Source organism: Nocardiopsis sinuspersici (genome assembly GCF_001998325.1).
Lineage (GTDB): Bacteria > Actinomycetota > Actinomycetes > Streptosporangiales > Streptosporangiaceae > Nocardiopsis > Nocardiopsis sinuspersici.
Window position 1 is genome coordinate 1,420,602 of sequence record NZ_MCOK01000001.1, and the last position, 15,868, is coordinate 1,436,469.

Annotated in this window: 13 protein-coding genes; 8 read left to right on the plus strand and 5 right to left on the minus strand. The window is 73.1% G+C overall.

Annotation, left to right across the window (positions count from 1 at the left end; translation table 11 throughout):
* Positions 1–170: 170 nt before the first annotated feature.
* Positions 171–1,976: a glycoside hydrolase family 15 protein gene (locus tag NOSIN_RS05965; protein WP_227014554.1), complete on the minus strand. Its 1,806-nt coding sequence runs from the start codon at positions 1,974–1,976 to the stop codon at positions 171–173.
* Positions 1,977–2,527: 551 nt separating this feature from the next.
* Complete coding sequence (yczE, locus tag NOSIN_RS05970) at positions 2,528–3,220, minus strand: membrane protein YczE (protein WP_077689778.1); 693 nt, start codon at positions 3,218–3,220, stop codon at positions 2,528–2,530.
* 212 nt (positions 3,221–3,432) lie between these two features.
* On the opposite strand from yczE, the gene yczR reads away from it, so the two are divergent.
* On the plus strand, positions 3,433–4,899 hold the full coding sequence (gene yczR / locus NOSIN_RS05975) for a MocR-like transcription factor YczR (protein WP_077689779.1): 1,467 nt from the start codon (positions 3,433–3,435) through the stop codon (positions 4,897–4,899).
* A 28-nt stretch (positions 4,900–4,927) separates the two neighbouring features.
* Here yczR and NOSIN_RS05980 read toward each other — a convergent pair whose 3' ends face one another.
* Positions 4,928–5,764 (minus strand): alpha/beta hydrolase, encoded by an 837-nt coding sequence (locus tag NOSIN_RS05980; protein ID WP_077689780.1) that lies wholly within the window; start codon positions 5,762–5,764, stop codon positions 4,928–4,930.
* Between the two features lie 370 nt (positions 5,765–6,134).
* On the opposite strand from NOSIN_RS05980, the gene moaA reads away from it, so the two are divergent.
* The 5 genes from moaA (at position 6,135) to NOSIN_RS06005 (ending at position 13,327) form a co-directional block, all read left to right on the plus strand.
* Positions 6,135–7,142, plus strand: coding sequence for a GTP 3',8-cyclase MoaA (gene moaA, locus NOSIN_RS05985; RefSeq protein WP_077689781.1), 1,008 nt, complete (start codon positions 6,135–6,137; stop codon positions 7,140–7,142).
* Positions 7,143–7,351: 209 nt separating this feature from the next.
* A complete protein-coding gene (locus NOSIN_RS05990; RefSeq protein WP_077689782.1) occupies positions 7,352–8,539 on the plus strand; it encodes an RtcB family protein in 1,188 nt (395 codons plus the stop codon).
* Positions 8,540–8,587: 48 nt separating this feature from the next.
* Positions 8,588–9,025, plus strand: coding sequence for a hypothetical protein (locus tag NOSIN_RS05995; protein ID WP_077689783.1), 438 nt, complete (start codon positions 8,588–8,590; stop codon positions 9,023–9,025).
* A gap of 17 nt (positions 9,026–9,042) precedes the next feature.
* Positions 9,043–9,747: a molybdenum cofactor guanylyltransferase gene (gene mobA, locus NOSIN_RS06000; protein ID WP_143833023.1), complete on the plus strand. Its 705-nt coding sequence runs from the start codon at positions 9,043–9,045 to the stop codon at positions 9,745–9,747.
* Between the two features lie 85 nt (positions 9,748–9,832).
* On the plus strand, positions 9,833–13,327 hold the full coding sequence (locus tag NOSIN_RS06005; RefSeq protein ID WP_077689785.1) for a hypothetical protein: 3,495 nt from the start codon (positions 9,833–9,835) through the stop codon (positions 13,325–13,327).
* Positions 13,328–13,427: 100 nt separating this feature from the next.
* On the opposite strand, the gene NOSIN_RS06010 is transcribed toward NOSIN_RS06005, so the two are convergent.
* A complete protein-coding gene (locus tag NOSIN_RS06010; protein WP_077689786.1) occupies positions 13,428–13,640 on the minus strand; it encodes a hypothetical protein in 213 nt (70 codons plus the stop codon).
* A 561-nt stretch (positions 13,641–14,201) separates the two neighbouring features.
* Here NOSIN_RS06010 and NOSIN_RS06015 point away from each other — a divergent pair.
* Together NOSIN_RS06015 and NOSIN_RS06020 are read left to right on the plus strand one after the other, a co-directional pair.
* Positions 14,202–14,411 (plus strand): dodecin, encoded by a 210-nt coding sequence (locus NOSIN_RS06015; protein WP_077689787.1) that lies wholly within the window; start codon positions 14,202–14,204, stop codon positions 14,409–14,411.
* Positions 14,412–14,495: 84 nt separating this feature from the next.
* Positions 14,496–14,903 carry a Rossmann-fold NAD(P)-binding domain-containing protein gene (locus NOSIN_RS06020; protein WP_077689788.1) on the plus strand — a complete coding sequence of 136 codons (408 nt, stop codon included), beginning with the start codon at positions 14,496–14,498 and terminating at the stop codon, positions 14,901–14,903.
* A 36-nt stretch (positions 14,904–14,939) separates the two neighbouring features.
* Here NOSIN_RS06020 and NOSIN_RS06025 read toward each other — a convergent pair whose 3' ends face one another.
* The gene (locus NOSIN_RS06025; RefSeq protein ID WP_077689789.1) at positions 14,940–15,731 is read right to left on the minus strand and encodes a hypothetical protein; all 792 of its coding nucleotides are present in this window, start codon (positions 15,729–15,731) and stop codon (positions 14,940–14,942) included.
* Between the last annotated feature and the right edge of the window lie 137 nt (positions 15,732–15,868).

Genomic DNA, 15,868 nt, shown 5'->3' on the forward strand with positions numbered 1-15,868 from the left:
CACCGGACACGGCGGCGCCCCCGCGGACCGCTCGGCCCGCGGGGGCGCCGTGTGCTCCGGCCTGTCCTGCCTGCCGTGGCCGGTCCGTTCCGGTGGGGGGTGGTGCGGGGCGGGGGACGTGCCGGGGGAGGAGGATCGTGCGGAGGCCGGTCGAGCCGGTCGCGGAGGCCCTACTCGGCGCGCCAGCCTCCCTGGCGGGTGCTCAGGTTCAGCGCGGTGGTCACCAGCGGCACGTGGCTGAAGGCCTGGGGGAAGTTGCCGACCTGGCGGTTCTCGCGCGGGTCCCACTCCTCGGCCAGCAGGCCCACGTCGTTGCGCAGCGACAGCAGCCGGTCGAACAGGTCGCGGGCCTCGTCCTGGCGGCCGATGGACAGCAGCGCGTTGGCCATCCAGAAGCTGCACGCCAGGAAGGCGCCCTCGTCACCGGGCAGTTTGTCCGCGGAGTCGTCCAGGTCGGTGCGGTAGCGCAGAACGAACCCGTCCACCATCAGGTCCTTGCGGATCGCCTCGATGGTGCCGACCACACGCGGGTCGTCGTAGGGCAGGAAACCCACCTCGGGGATGAGCAGCAGCGCGGCGTCCAGCTCCTTGCTGCCGTAGTACTGCGTGAAGGTGTTGCGCTGGGGGTCGTAGCCGTACTCGCACACCTCGGCGTGGATGGTGTCGCGCAGGGCCTTCCACCGCTCGATGGGGCCCTCCTTGCCGAACTCCTCGATGCTGCGCACCGCCCGGTCGGCGGCCACCCAGGCCATCACCTTGGAGTGCACGAAGTGCTGGCGCGGGCCGCGCACCTCCCACAGGCCCTCGTCCGGTTCGTCCCAGCACCACTCCAGGTAGTTGACCAGGGAGCGCTGTAGGCCCCACAGGTAGTCGCCGCCGCGGATGTTGTGGCGGCGGGCCAGGTGCAGCACGTCCATGACCTCGCCGTAGACGTCCAGCTGGTACTGGCCCACGGCGGCGTTGCCGATCCGGACCGGATGGGAGGCCTCGTAGCCCGGCAGCCAGTCGGCCTCCCACTCGGTGAGCCTGCGTTCGCCGCGGATGCCGTACATGATCTGCATGAGCTGGGGTTCGCCCGCGACCGCGCGCACCAGCCACTCGCGCCAGGCCAGCGCCTCGTCCTTGTACCCGGAGCGGATCAGCGCCTCCAGGGTGATGGTGGCGTCGCGCAGCCAGCAGTAGCGGTAGTCCCAGTTGCGCACCCCGCCGAGGTGCTCGGGCAGCGAGGTGGTGGGCGAGGCGACGATTCCGCCGGTGGGACTGTAGGTGAGGGCCTTGAGCACGATGAGGGAGCGGATGACCGCCTCGCGGTAGGGGCCCTCGTAGGTGCACTGGTTCACCCACTTCTCCCAGAACCGCTCGGTGCGGGAGAGCGCTTTCTCCGCGTCCAGGTGGTCCGACTCCTCCACCTGGGAGGGGTGCCAGGTCATCACGAACGGAACCCGTTGGCCGGCGGTGACGGTGAAGGTGGCGTCGTGGGTGAAGTTGTGGCCCTGCAGGGGGATGGGGCTGCTCAGCCAGACGGAGTCGGGGCCCGCGATGGCCACCAGTTCGGTACCGGCGCGGTGCACCCACGGAACGACGTGGCCGTAGTCGAAGCGGATGCGCATGGTGGTCTCCATGCACACCGAGCCCGCCAGTCCCTCCACGATGCGGACGATGTGCGGGGCGCCGCCGCGCGGCGGCATGAAGTCGATGACCCGGACGGAACCGTCGCCGGTGTCCCACTCCGACTCCAGGATGAGCGTGTCGCCCCGGTAGCGGCGGCGGGTGGCGCGGGACGCGCCCTCGGCGGGCCGCAGGATCCAACTGCCGTTCTGGTCGTCGCCCAGCATCGCGGCGAAGCAGGCGGAGGAGTCGAAGTCGGGAAGACACGCCCAGTCGATGGAGCCGTCACGTCCGACCAGCGCGGCGGTCTGCATGTCGCCGATCATTGCGTAGTCCTCGATCCAGCCGGGCACGCGGCTCACCCCCATCACGTCGTCATGATTCCTGCGGTCGGCGCCTCGTGGGTCGGCACCGCGATCTCGCGGTCCGACGCTCGCACGTCCGTGCGCACGCTCCGCCGGGAGCCTCCCACCCAGCCCGCCACCGGGAGCGGACCCGTGGTCGGGAAGGGGCGCCGTTCGGGCCACGTTCTGCCTCCGCACCAGCCGCCGCATGCCTTCCACCCGGTTATGTGCCCAGGTGAGGGCAGGCGAAAAGGCCGGTGGCCAGGAACCGTCCCGAACACGGTCCGTTCCGTTCACCGCGGTCCCCATCTTCCCCTCTTCGGGGGGAGACACGCCACCGCGCTTGCACGTGCATAGGAATGTGCAAGGAGAAATGTGGGGAAATGAGGGAGTTTGTCAGTTCAGAAGTTACGACGTGGTGACCAATATTCGGTCACGGGCCAACTTCCGGCCATTGAGAGCAGGGTGGTCGGACGGCCGGAACCCCGGCGGCGTAGGCGATTCCAAGGACCGGGCACGAGACGGGACGGTGGTGCGGAAACGGGAGCCGTGCCGTCGGACCGGCCCGCCGGGGGTCACCGGGAGTCCGGGAGCCCGCTGGTCTCGGACTCCCGGTCGGGCATGCGCATCAGGGGCAGGAACACCTGGGCCAGCGGGCCGATCGCCACAGCGAACACCAGGGTCCCCACACCCACCGTCCCACCCATGAGGAAGCCGGTGGCCACGACGCCCGCCTCGATCGAGGTCCGAGCCAGGCGCACCGACCACCCCCGCGCGGCCAGGCCGGTCATCAGCCCGTCCCGGGGGCCCGGGCCCAACTGGGCGCCGATGTAGCACCCGGTCGCGACCGCGCACACCACCACCCCGAGCCCCAGCAACGCCACCCGCACCACCAGCGAGTCGGTCTCGGGTAGCAGCCACAGGAACAGGTCCACCGTCATGCCCACCACGACCACGTTGCTCAGCGTGCCCAGGCCCGGCTTCTGGCGCAGGGGAATCCACAGCAGCATCAGCATCGCGCCGACCAGCACGCTCCATGTGCCGATGGACAGCCCGGTCTGTCGGGACAGGCCCTGGTGGAGCACGTCCCAGGGCATCGCGCCCAACTCGGCGTGGACGAGCAGGGCGCCGCTCAGCCCGTACAGGGTCAGGCCCGCGTACAGCCGGGTCAGGCGGCGCAGCCGGGGACGGGGCAGGGCCGGGGTGATCATCACCCGGCCCAGCAGTTCGGCGGCCGCGTCGCGGACGGGACGGGGCTGTGCGTTCACAGGGGTTCCCTTCACACCTGGGATCATCGGATGAAGGCCCGCGCGAAGGACGCGGAGCCGGGAGGCGTGGTCCGGAGAACGTGGAACCGGGTCATGGGGCCACCGGAGTCCGGCGGGGGAGCCACCTGGGTATCGTGGCGGATGCGGCGCTGGGAATGAAGTGCCAATCACGGGCAAGTGGCCTGGTTCGCGACACGGCGGCGGGAGACGGCATGGCGAGGCAGAGCGGCCACCGCGCGGCGGAGCGTCCGGGGAGCGGCACCCGGCGGATCAACGGACGCCTCCTCGCCCGCCTCATCGGCGAGGCGCCCGTGGAGCGCCCCTACTACCTGGCCGTCTCCCGGGCCGTCAGCGGGCTGGTCCTGGACGGACGGGTCCCCAGCAACACCCGGCTGCCCGCCGAACGCGACCTGGCCACCGCCCTCGGGGTCAGCCGCAACACCGTCACCGCCGCCTACGCCTGGCTGCGCGACCACGGATTCCTGGAGAGCAGGCAGGGCGCGGGCAGCTGGACCGTCCTGCCGGGCTCCGGTACCGACGAGCCCTCGCCGTTCGTCCCCGCCGCCGAGCACATCGACCTGGGCGTGGCCGCGCCCCCGGCCGTGGAGGGGTTGCGCGCCGCCGCGCTCCGGGCCGCCGAGCAGCTCTCCGCGCACGTGGGCGGACTGGGTTACCACCCCTACGGCCTGCCCGAGCTGCGTCACGCCATCGCCCGCCGCTACGTGGAGCGCGGGCTGCCCACCACCCCCGAGCAGATCTTCGTCACCAACGGCGCGCAGCAGGGCATCGCGCTGGCCCTGGACCTGCTCCTGCGGCCCGGTGACGAGATGCTGGTGGAGTCGCCCACCTATCCGCACGCGCTGGACGCCGCCCGCCGCGGCGGGGCCCGGATACGCACCGTCGGGGTGACGCCGCAGGGCTGGGACATGGAGTACCTCGTCGACGCGTTCCGCCGGTGGAAGCCCGACCTGGCCTACCTCGTCCCCGACTTCCAGAATCCCACCGGCGCCCTGATGGACGACGAGGAGCGCCGCGTCCTGGTGCGCGAGGCGCGCCGGGCGGAGAGCTACCTGGTCATCGACGAGGCGGTCACGGAACTGGCCATCGACTCCGGAGACCTGCCCGCGCCGGTGGCCGCCCACGACACCGACGGCCGGGTGCTGACGGTGGGCTCGGTGGCCAAACTGCTGTGGGGCGGCCTGCGGGTGGGGTGGGTGCGCACCACGCCGCCGATGGTGACCCGTCTGATGGCCGCCCGGCAGCGCTTCGACCTCGCCGGGGCGGTGCTGGACCAGCTCACCGCCACCCACCTGCTCGCCGACGTGATGCGCATCCGCGCCGAGCGCAGCCGCCAACTGCGCCGCAACCGGGACGCGCTGCTGTACGCGCTGCGGGAGCGGCTGCCCGACTGGCGGTCCAGCGTGCCCGGAGGCGGGCTGGTGCTGTGGACGGCGCTGCCCCAGCCCATGGCCGGCGCGCTGTCCGCGGCCGCCGTCCGGCACGGGGTGCGTCCCGCGGCCGGCCCGGTGTTCGGGGACGACGGCACCCTGGAGCGCTACCTGCGCCTGTCCTACACCCAGCCGCCGGACGTGCTCGCCGACGCCGTGGACCGCCTGGCCGCCGCCTACGCCGAGACCCTGGCCCACCCGGCGCAGTCCCGGGGACAGCTGTACGTGTGAGGGCGGCGGCCGCCGCCCCCACAAGCCCTCAGGCCCCTCCGGCCGGCACGGCGAACCGCCGCGCGAAGCGGACCACCTCGCCGAGCACCTCGTCCCGGTTGGTCTCGTTGAACACCTCGTGCCGGGCGCCGGGGAAGACCCGTGCGGTGAAGTCCTCGCCCATGACCGAGGTGATGCCCACCTTCGTGCCCTCCAGGGGCACCAGCCGGTCGTCGGAGCCGTGCACCCACAGCAGCGGCAGCGTGCCCACACTTCCGGCGGCGAGGCCCCGCTCCATCTCGGCGAGCATGGCCTTCACGGTGGCGCGCTTGAAGGGGCCGTGCCAGACCAGTTCGTCGGCCACGTACGCCTCGCCCACGGCGGGGTCGCGCGAGAGCGTGGACGGGTCGATGGGAACGTCGGGGATCTCCTCGGCGGCGGCGAGCTGCTCCAGGTCGGCCCACCGGCCCAGCACGGGCCCGGAGAGCACCAGCGCCCGGAGCTCGTCGGGGCGGGTCTGGGCGTAGCGGGAGGCGATCAGCCCGCCCATGGAGTGGCCGATGAGCACCAGCGGCAGCGCCCGGTAGGCCGTGCGCGCCTGGGTGATGACCCGGTGCACGTCCTCGACCACGTCCGCGTAGTCGTCGATCAGCACCCGCTCGCCGGAGGAGCGCCCGTGTCCCCGGTGGTCGGCGCCGTAGACCACCGCGCCCGCCGCGACCAGGTCCTCGGCCACCTGCTGGTACCGTCCCAGGTGCTCGCCGTAGCCGTGGACCAGCACCGCCAGCCAGGTCGGTTCGCCCCCGGTCGGGGCCCACGCCCGCGCCGCCAGCCTCTCCGAACCGTCGGGTCCGCCCGCCAGAGCCCACTCGCGTGTGGTGATCACCGTGTTCCGCCTCCTTGCCCGCGGCCTCGTCTGCGACGATCGGGGTGGTCCGCGACCGTCCCCGGAACCCTACGGTGGAGCGGGGCCGGTACGCACGGGGCCGGTGTTGGACCTTCGTACAAGACCGGCGCGATCGGGGCGGCGCTGAGGGACCCCCGTGCATCGGAGAGGTAACGATCACGCCCGTGTGCGTACGCGGCCGCCTCGAATGCCGAAAATTTTTCGTGTTGAGCAACGAATTGCGGCATATGGTGTGTCCATAAATACACATCGTTAAAAGGGGATCTTCTACGCTTATCTATGGGTATCTCCCGGGCAGGTGCCTCTGTGCACGACCGCTCGGCAACTCGGACTGGAGAGGGTGACGCCCGTGCTGGCCGACTCCTATGGGCGAGTGGCGACTGACCTGCGGGTCTCGCTCACCGACCGCTGCAACCTCAGGTGTACCTACTGCATGCCGCCGGAAGGGCTGGAGTGGCTGCCCAAGCCGGAACTGCTCACCGACGACGAACTCCTCCGCCTGGTCCGCATCGGTGTGACCCGCCTCGGCATCACCGAGGTGCGCTTCACCGGAGGTGAACCCCTGCTCCGCCGCGGACTGCCCGGCCTCATCGCCGGGACGACCGAGCTGCGGCCCCGACCCCAGACCGCCCTGACCACCAACGGCATCGGTCTGGCCCGCATGGCCCCCGCCCTGGCCGAGGCCGGACTCGACCGCGTCAACGTCTCCCTCGACACCCTCCGACCGGATGTGTTCGAGACCCTGGCGCGGCGCCGCCGACTCGACGACGTCCTCGACGGTATGGCGGGTGCGGCCGACGCCGGACTCACCCCCGTCAAGGTCAACACCGTCCTGATGCGCGGCGTCAACGACGCCGAGGCGGCCGACCTCCTGCGCTTTTGCGTCGAGCGGGGCTACGAGCTGCGCTTCATCGAGCAGATGCCGCTGGACGCCCAGCACGGCTGGCGGCGCGACACCATGATCACCGCCGAGGAGATCCTCGCCTCCCTCGAGGCCGAGTTCACCCTGGACGCCGCCGACAGCGAGACGCGCGGCAGCGCGCCCGCCGAGCTCTTCCACGTGCGCGGAGCCCGCTTCCCCAACGGGGAGCAGGCGACGGTCGGCGTCATCGGCTCGGTCACCCGCCCCTTCTGCGGGGCCTGTGACCGGGTCCGCCTCACCGCCGACGGGCAGGTGCGCAACTGCCTGTTCGCCCGGGAGGAGTCCGACCTGCGCGCCCTGCTGCGGGGCGGCGCCACCGACGAGGAGATCGCCCGGAGCTGGACCGCCGCCGTGGCCACCAAGCTGCCCGGGCACGGCATCAACGACCCCAGTTTCCTACAGCCGTCCCGGCCCATGTCGGCGATCGGCGGCTGACCCCGCACCGACCCCCGCACCCTCCCGCACCCTCCCGTCGCCCGTTCCACGCGACGGGTGCGTTCCCGCGATCCCGGGTATCCACGGAAACACGTTGCACGCCCCGCTCCGCTCTGGCTTGACGTCTCGGGGGCCGGACGCCCCGGGGCACCCGTACGTGCTCCCGCGAACGACACACGGGCCCGGTCCGGAAAGGGAGGTGGCCTGACATGCCCTACACCGAGGTTGCCGGGGAACGCGTTCCGATCCGCATGTGGGTCGCGCCCGCCGAGGTCGAGGCCGCGGCGATGGAACAGCTGCGCAACGTCACCCGCGTGCCGTGGGTGCACGGCCTGGCCGTCATGCCGGACGTGCACTACGGCAAGGGGGCGACGGTCGGCTCGGTCATCGCCATGCGCGACGCCGTCAGCCCCGCCGCCGTCGGGGTCGACATCGGCTGCGGGATGACCGCCGTGCGCACCGACCTGACCGCCGAGCGCCTGCCCGACGACCTGGGGCGGCTGCGCTCCGCCCTGGAGGCCGTGGTCCCGGTCGGCTTCCACGCCCACGACGAGCCGGTCGACCCCGCCACCGTTCCCGCCCTGCGCAGCACGGACTGGGACGCGTTCTGGTCCGGGTTCGACCGCCTCGCCGACGCCGTCCACTCCCGCCGAACCAGGGCCCGGCACCAGATGGGCACCCTCGGCGGCGGCAACCACTTCCTGGAGGTGTGCCTGGACGACGACGAAGCCGTGTGGCTGGTGCTGCACTCCGGGTCGCGCAACATCGGCAAGGAACTGGCCGAGCACCACATCGAGCGCGCCCGGAAGCTGCCGCACAATCAGGACCTGCCCGACCGGGACCTGTCGGTGTTCGTCGGCGGCACACCGGAGATGGAGGCCTACCGCCGCGACCTGTTCTGGGCCCAGGAGTACGCGCGGCGCAACCGGGACGTGATGATGGGCCTGGCCTGCCGCGCCGTGGCCGAGCAGGTCCCGGGAGCCCGCTTCGAGCAGTGGATCTCCTGCCACCACAACTACGTGTCCGAGGAGTCCTACGACGGCGTGGACGTGCTCGTCACCCGCAAGGGCGCCATCCGCGCCGGGGAGGGCGAGCTCGGGATCATCCCGGGCAGCATGGCGACCGGGACCTACATCGTGCGCGGGCTGGGCAACCCCGCCTCCTTCAACTCCGCCTCGCACGGGGCGGGGCGCAGGATGAGCCGGAACAAGGCCCGCAAGACCTTCAGCGCGGCCGACCTGGCCGAGCAGACCAGGGGAGTGGAGTGCCGCAAGGACGCGGGTGTGGTGGACGAGATCCCGGCCGCCTACAAGGACCTGGAGTCGGTGATCGAGGCCCAGACCGACCTGGTCGAGGTGGTCGCCCGCCTGCGCCAGGTGGTGTGCGTCAAGGGCTGACACGTCGGGCCGGCGGAGGTCTTCGCCGGCCTGCGTAACCTTCTTCCCATGGGACACCGACACCCGAGCAAGCTCAAGAACTCCGAAGTGAGCCACGCACGGGCCCGATGGCTGCTGCGGGCCGAGCTGGACGGCTGCGAGGAGTGCCAGCGTGAGGGCGACCGCGAGGCCCTGAGGGACCTCGCCTCCGGCGGGGTGTTCGACTCGCTCCTGACGGGGTTCGTTCTGGCGCGCACCCAGCAGTGGTACTCGCCGAGCCGACCGGTCCAGTACCCGGCCACGGTGTACCGCATCGCGCCCATCGACGAACGCGACTTCTGGCGGGAGCCCACCCAGCACTGCATGCGGGTGTGCACGGTCCAGGGGTCGCAGGGCACCAGCGTGGACACCGTGCCCGCGCTCAAGGAACTGCGGCTGATGCCGATGGAGGACCGCGGGTTCGTCCTGGACGACGTGGTCGACGGACTGGCCGAGGCGGAGGGATGAGTGACATGGTCCGCGAGGTGGGCGCCCCCCTGGACGCGGTCGTGCTGGCGGGGGGAGCGGGCCGCCGCATGGGCGGCGTCGACAAACCGGGGCTGGACGTGGCCGGACGGACACTGCTGGAGCGGGTCACCGACGTGGTCCGCGCCCACAACGCCGACGCGGTCCGCGTCCACGGCGCGGGAACCGTGGCTCCCTCCGGCACGGCGGCCGTCGGCGCGACGCCCGAGGACGCGCGGGACACCGCGGGCAGCCGCGGGGAGGCCGGGGAGGACGCCGGCGGGGGCCGGACGATCGTGGTCGGACCGACCCGGGAGAGCCCCCGCGCGCTCTACGTCCGCGAGGACCCGCCCGGCTCGGGCCCGGTGCCCGCCCTGCGCGCCGGCCTGGCGCACGTGCGCACTCCCTGGTTCGCGCTGCTCGCCGCCGACCTGCCCCACCTGGACACCGGCCACCTGGCCGCCCTCACCGCCGCCCTGAGCGAGGACGACGCGGGAGCGGTGTTCGTGGACTCCACCGGACACGAGCAGTGGCTCACAGGGGTATGGCGCGCCGACGCCGTCCGCGCCGCCCTCGCCGACTACCGGGGCCGGTCCCTGTACCGCCTGCTCGGCCCCCTCCGGCCCCGCGCGGTGCCGCCGGCCGACGACCTGGCCGTGGCCGACTGCGACACCCCCGAGGACCTCGACCGCGCCCGCCGCCTGCTGGAGCCCCCGGCCGGCTGAAACGGGCCGCCGCTTGCCGAGCAGCGGTCCGGTGGTCCATGATGTCCGCCATGACGATCAGGAAGGGCGGAACCCGCCCGGGCCGTTGAGCCCCACCGCGCCGACGTACGGGTCGGCCACCCGGCTCCTGCACTCCCTCGAGGACGGCGCCGTCTCCCGGCGCATGCGCGTCCTCGCGCTCTACGCCCGCGACCACGCCGGCACATCCCATCTCGCCGGGATCCTCCGGCAGCTCGAAACCTCCGGCCACGGCCGCCTCGCCGTGCACATGGCCACGGTCGCGCGCGACACCGGCACCCTGGCCCGCCACCTCGCCGGACCCGACCACGAACTTCGCCGGGCCGCCCTGCGCGCGGTCCGCGACCTCCCGGGCGAGGCCGTCGCACCCGCTCTGGACGACGCGCCCACCGGTCTGCGCCGTGCCCTGTACCGCGCCCTGTTCCACGCGCGGCGCACCGGCGCCGCCGACACCCTCCTGCCCCGCGTCCGCGCGGAGTACGGCGACGCCGAGGCCGCCGCGCTCCTGCCCGCCTGCTCACCCGGACAGGTCGTCCGCCACCTGCCCGACCTCCTGCACGCCGTGCGCTCCTGGCGCCGCCTGGCCCGCCGCCATCCCGACGTCCTGCTGGGCCACCTCCGGGAACTGGGCGCGGAGAACGGGGGCCTGCCCGTGCGGCTGCCCGCCTGGCGGCGCGCCCTCCAGGCACTCGACCCGGTCCGGCCGGCCGGGACCGGAGCACTCGTCGAGGAACTCGAACCCCGTGGCCGGAGGCTGCTCCACCTCCTCCCGCACGCCCAGCGGCTCCCGTACCGGGACGGAGACCGCCACCAGTACCCCTTCCGCTACCCGGCCCTGCCCGGCGGCGGACGTTCCGTCCGCGAGCTGTTCCAGCAGATGCTCCACAGCCCTCCGTCGGCCCTGTCCGTCCTTCGGGCCATGCCCCAGCCGATGAGCACCGCCTACCTGGACCGGTTCGTCCAGGAACGGAGCGGATACGGCACACTCGCGCTCCTGCCCTACCTGGGACTGCTGCCCCGGGAGCGGGCCGAGGCCGGGGCCCGCCGCGCCCTGGCGCAGATCAACGTCTTCCAGGGCCGCAGGGCCCGCTACGCGGACCCCCACAAGGACCTGGACGCGATCGCCCACCTGCCCTACGGAGAGGCGGCCGGCCCGCTCGACGACGCCGCCGCGGCCGGGGACACCGACCGCCGGGCGCGAGGCCTGGCCCGGCTGGTGGAGGCCACCGCACGCACCGGCGATCCCCGCCTGCTGGCCCGGGTCCTCGCCGGGCGCGCCGAGCGCGCCCGGGCCGAACGCGACCCGGTCCGCCGCTCCCTGCTGTGCGCGCTGGCCTCCGTCGCCCCGCCACTGCTCGCCGAGGCCTCCCTTCCCGCGCTGCACCGGCTGCTCACCGACACCCTGCGCTCCCGCGACACCTCGGCGGGCACCCGCCGGTCCCTGCGCGACCTGGCGGCCCGGCTGCTGCGCCATCCACGCACCCGCGAGGACGCGGACGCGGTGGAGTGGGCGCTGGAGGCCTACACCGGCCTGGTCACGCGCTTCGGCGCGCGGGGGCTGGGCGAGCGCGGCCGTCCGCGCTCACGCCCTCCGTGGTGGAGCGGGCCGCACCGGACACCCGCCTCCTCCGACTCGGAGCCGACCCTGGACCAGGTACTGCCCCGGGGCGCGGAGGGCGAACTCCACCGGAGGCTCGCCCCAGTGCTCGACGCGGCCCGCGCCCGGGGCGACTTCTCTCCCGTCGTCGCCCTGGCACGCGAACTCGGCCGCCGGGTCCACGGTGTCCCCGAGATCAGGGAGCACCTGGCGGCCGCCGTCCTCCACCACGCCAAAACCACCAGTGACATCGGCACCACCAGAGCCAGCGACAGCGCAGGGACCGGTACCGCCGGAGAGGCGGCGAAGCTGTACCTGACAGGTCGGGACGCCCGCGCCGACGCACTGGCGCTGTTCGACGCCGATCAGGCCGCCGCCCGCGTCCCCCGGGTGTGGGAGGTCCTCGCCCGCCACCACACGCCGTCCGCGCTCCGCGCCGCCCTCGACGCCGCCGAGCACCGGTCCGCCGACGGCCGGGCGTGGGTGCCCCGGACCGACCGCCGTGTGGCCCGGGACTGGCCGGAGCCGCTGCGCGCCCGGGTCGTCGACCACCTGGCGGGGATCGCCGACGACCACTCCCTCGCCCTCGACGATCGCGAGGACGCCCTGTGCGAGCTGGGGAGCCTGCCCGGCACGGCCGACCGGATCGCCCCCTACCTGGACGGCCCCGACACCGTCCTGCGCGAGGCCGCCGTGAGCGCCCTCGGCCGCGGCGACGACCCGGGCCGCGCCCTGGACCTGGTCCTGGCGCACGCCGACGGTCCTCGGTCCCGGGCCGCCGGACCCGCGATGTCCCGGTGCGCGAGGGCCGTCGCGCCCTCCCGCCTGGGCCCGGCACTGGCGCGCGCCCTGGACGGTCCGGCCAAGGTCACCGTCCGCAAGGCGGCGGCCCGCCTGCTGGAGCACCACCGGCCGCCCGGCGGGATCGAGCGCCTGGTCCGCGTCCTGGACGCCGGTGGAGGGCAGCACCGGGACGTGCGCGCGGCCGCGGCGGGCGCGCTCATGCGCGCCCTGGACCACCCGGCCGCACTGCCCGCCCTGGTCCGGCACGTCCACGGGTTCACGGAGGTGGAGGTCCAGTTCGCCCTGTTGCGGGTGCCGCCCCAGGCCTGCCCGCCGCCGCTGCGGAAGGCCGCCGCGCGGATGGTGGCCTCGCTGCCCGCCCCGTCACGCGGCCACTGGCGGTTCCAGGGGTGGACGAGCCGCTGGGCGCCCTGGGCCGACCACGACGTCGACGAGGTGGTCGAGGCCGTGTGCGACCTGGACCGGGACGGCGAACAGGCGATCCAGGCCCTCGGCGCGCTCGTCCTCGCGGGGAAGGGCGCCGACCGGATCAGAGGGATACTGGGCCGGCTCCTGGCGGCCGTCCCCGGCCCCGAGCACGGGGTACCCCTGCGCCGGTCCCACCGGGAGCGGGGAGACTCAGCCCACCGGCGGGTGAGGAGGGTGCTCCGGCTTCTGCACGGTTCGACGGCGGTCGGCGGGGACGGCGCCCGCGTACTGGAGGAACAGCGAAGGAGCGTGCTCGGCCTGCTGGCCTCCAGGGACGAGTACCTCGTCGAGGCGGACGCCGTCGTCCGCCGGATGATCGGGGCCGGGATCGGGGCCGCGGGAGAGACCCACGCCCGGTCGCTGGCGGGACTGATCCTGCTCACGGCCCGTCTCATGGCCCGGCGGCCCGCCCTCACGTGGAGGACGGAGAGGCTCGTGCGGTCCATGGTCGGCTTCCGCGGGGACCGCGTGCCGCTGGAGACGCTGGAGGAGGTGGTGCGCCACGTCTTCGACACCGCCGCCCGGACGGACGGTGCCGTGGGGGAGACGGTGGCCCTGGTGGGCCTGCGCATCGTGGAGCGGGCGGGCACCGAGACCGAGTGGTCCGGGGCCTGGCCGGAGCTGCTCTCCCGTGCGGGCGACCTCGGACACGGGGCGGTGCGCGTGGAGGCATGGCGGATAGCCGTGGAGTAGGGGCGACAGGAGTCGGCGGGGACGGAGGAGGAAGGGAAGACCCGGTCTCCGGCCGTCCCCGCCACCGCTCCGCGGGCCGGGAGCGCTCCTGCGGCTCCGGTCAGCCCTCGAACTCGTCCATGGGCGTGGTCTCGCGCAGGAACCCGCGCATGCCCAGGAAGTTGGACAGGTACTCCCGGTGCTCGTCGCAGGCCACCCACACCTTGCGCCGGTCGGGAGTGTGCAGCTTGGGGTTGTTCCACACCAGCGCCCACGTCGCCTCGGCACGGCAGTCGCGCCGTGAGCAGCGCGGCCGGTCGTCCGGTTTACCCAATGCTGACCCCCCAGTCGAAGAAACGGTCCCCATGGTAAAGCCACGGGCACGAGCCGGTGTTCTCCGCAGGTCGACCGGAAAGGCGACCTGGGCCGAACACAAGGCGACGCCGGGTGGCTACGGGGGCAAACCACCCGGCGTCGCAGGCGATGTTTCGACGGGGGCTCGAAACATCGCACCCGCGCTTCGACGGGGGACCGAAGCGCTAGAAACCAATGTACACCGATGCCCCCCGGTGTACGTCAAGAGTCAGTTACAACGTTGTCTCGGGAGGGTCCCACCGATGCAGGGTCTTAGGTCCCAGTCCAGGACTCATCTGACATTTCGCCCATAACATGTGCCCCTCTGTTCCGCGGGGTAACACACGTTTCCTGGGTCAAAGTAATCCCACGCATATCCCTGGTCTCCGTCGACACACGGCAAAGCGTCCGGCCCCGCTCACACGGCGCCGGGCGGGTGGACGGAGAGCGCTTCCGTGTGGCCGTGTGGGATTGCGGGGAGAGCAGGAATCGGGGGTCGCGCCGTGCGCGACCGTGTAAACGACTACGCAGGGGGTCCCACATGTCCCACAACACCTACCGCGTCACGGAGATCGTCGGCACCTCGCCGCAGGGGATCGACCAGGCCATCCGCAACGGCATCGACCGGGCCTCGGCCACGCTGCGCGAACTCGACTGGTTCCAGGTCACCGAGATCCGGGGGCACATCGAGGAGGGCGACGTCGCGCACTTCCAGGTGGGTCTCAAGGTGGGGTTCCGCCTGGAGGAGTGAGGGGCCGCGGTCCGGGGACGGCGGCCGCGGTGGCGGCCCGGTCGCCGCCGTCACCGCGGCCGCCTCGACCCGGCCGACCCCGACGTGGCCGGCACCTCGTGGCGGCACCGGTTCTACTCCCGGATTCACGTGTACGGCACCAGCAAGCTCCTCAGCCTGCTGGCCACCCGCGAACTCGCGCGCCGCCCGCCCGCCGGCATGCGCGCCTACAACGCCGATCCCGGAATGGTCCGGGGCACGGCGGTCAACCGCAGCGCCGGGGGACTCATGCGGCTGACCGCCCCGCTGACGCGCCCCTGGTCCCGCACCGTCGGGGAGGGTGCGCGGACACCGTTGGCGCTGGCGGTGGCGGACACGCCTCCCGAGCCCAACGGCGGGTCCTTCAGCGACTCCCGTCCCGGGTCGCCCTCGGCCCTCGCGGGCGACGACGGGCTCGCCCGCCTCGTCTACGAGCGGACGGCCCTCCTGTTGGGGACGGCTCCGCTCGCGTGAGCGGCCACCGCGCGCAGATCGTGGCGGGGACACGGCCTAACCCTCGGCCGAGGCCTCCAGGCCGCGCTGCACGTCCACGTGTACGTGGTCCAGGTGCCTCAGGATCTCGTTGTCCGGGTCGGCGGCCTCGTAGTCGCGCCATCCCAGCGACGGGTAGTAGGTGCTCCAGATCCTGTCGTCGAAGATGATCACGTCTATCTCGTAGTCCGGGGCGTGGGCGATCAGCCAGTGCGCCATCACCCAGCCCTCACGACGGTTCTCCTCGTTGACCGGCCGGTAGAAGATGTCGATGGCGCGGCCTTCGTAGTGCGCGGAGTCCTCGCCGTGCCCGGTGTCGTAGCCGCCCGGATGGTAGCCGCCGAGGCTCAGGTCGGAGAAGTGCTCGTCCAGGCCGTCCTTGAGGCGCTGGGCGCGCGCGGTCAGGCCGGAGGGCTCCAGGTCCTCCTGCACCTCCAGCCCGGGGTTCTTGGTGGACCGGCAGGTCAGCGAGGGTCCGGCGTCCTCCTCGGGCCCCTCCTCCAGGAGGGTCATCACGGCATCGGGGATGTCGCTGGTGTCGGGCGCCCCGAGCGGGGCGCCGTCGCCCTGTACGGCGACGGCGGCCGCGGTGGTGGCCCGCCGGGCCTGGTCCCGGTCCAGCCGGACCTGCTCCTCGCCCGTCCACACCGCGCAGTCGGGGCCCCAGGGGGTCGACATGGGGAAGGCGTCGCTGTTGCGGGACAGCCAGCGAACGCCCACGGCGGCGATGACGCCCAGCACGACCAGGACGGCCACGGCGATGGCCAGCCTGTACCACCGGCGCTCGGGCCGTACGGCTCTGTGTGTCATGCCCCTCGCTCCTCCACGTTCGTGCCGGGCCGCGCTTGTCGGCTGCCGACGCGGGCTTCAGAGTGGTCAACTCCTACGGAATTCACCAGATTTCAGACGATACGGGCATCTTCTCCGTATCGGGGGCCGGGCACCGT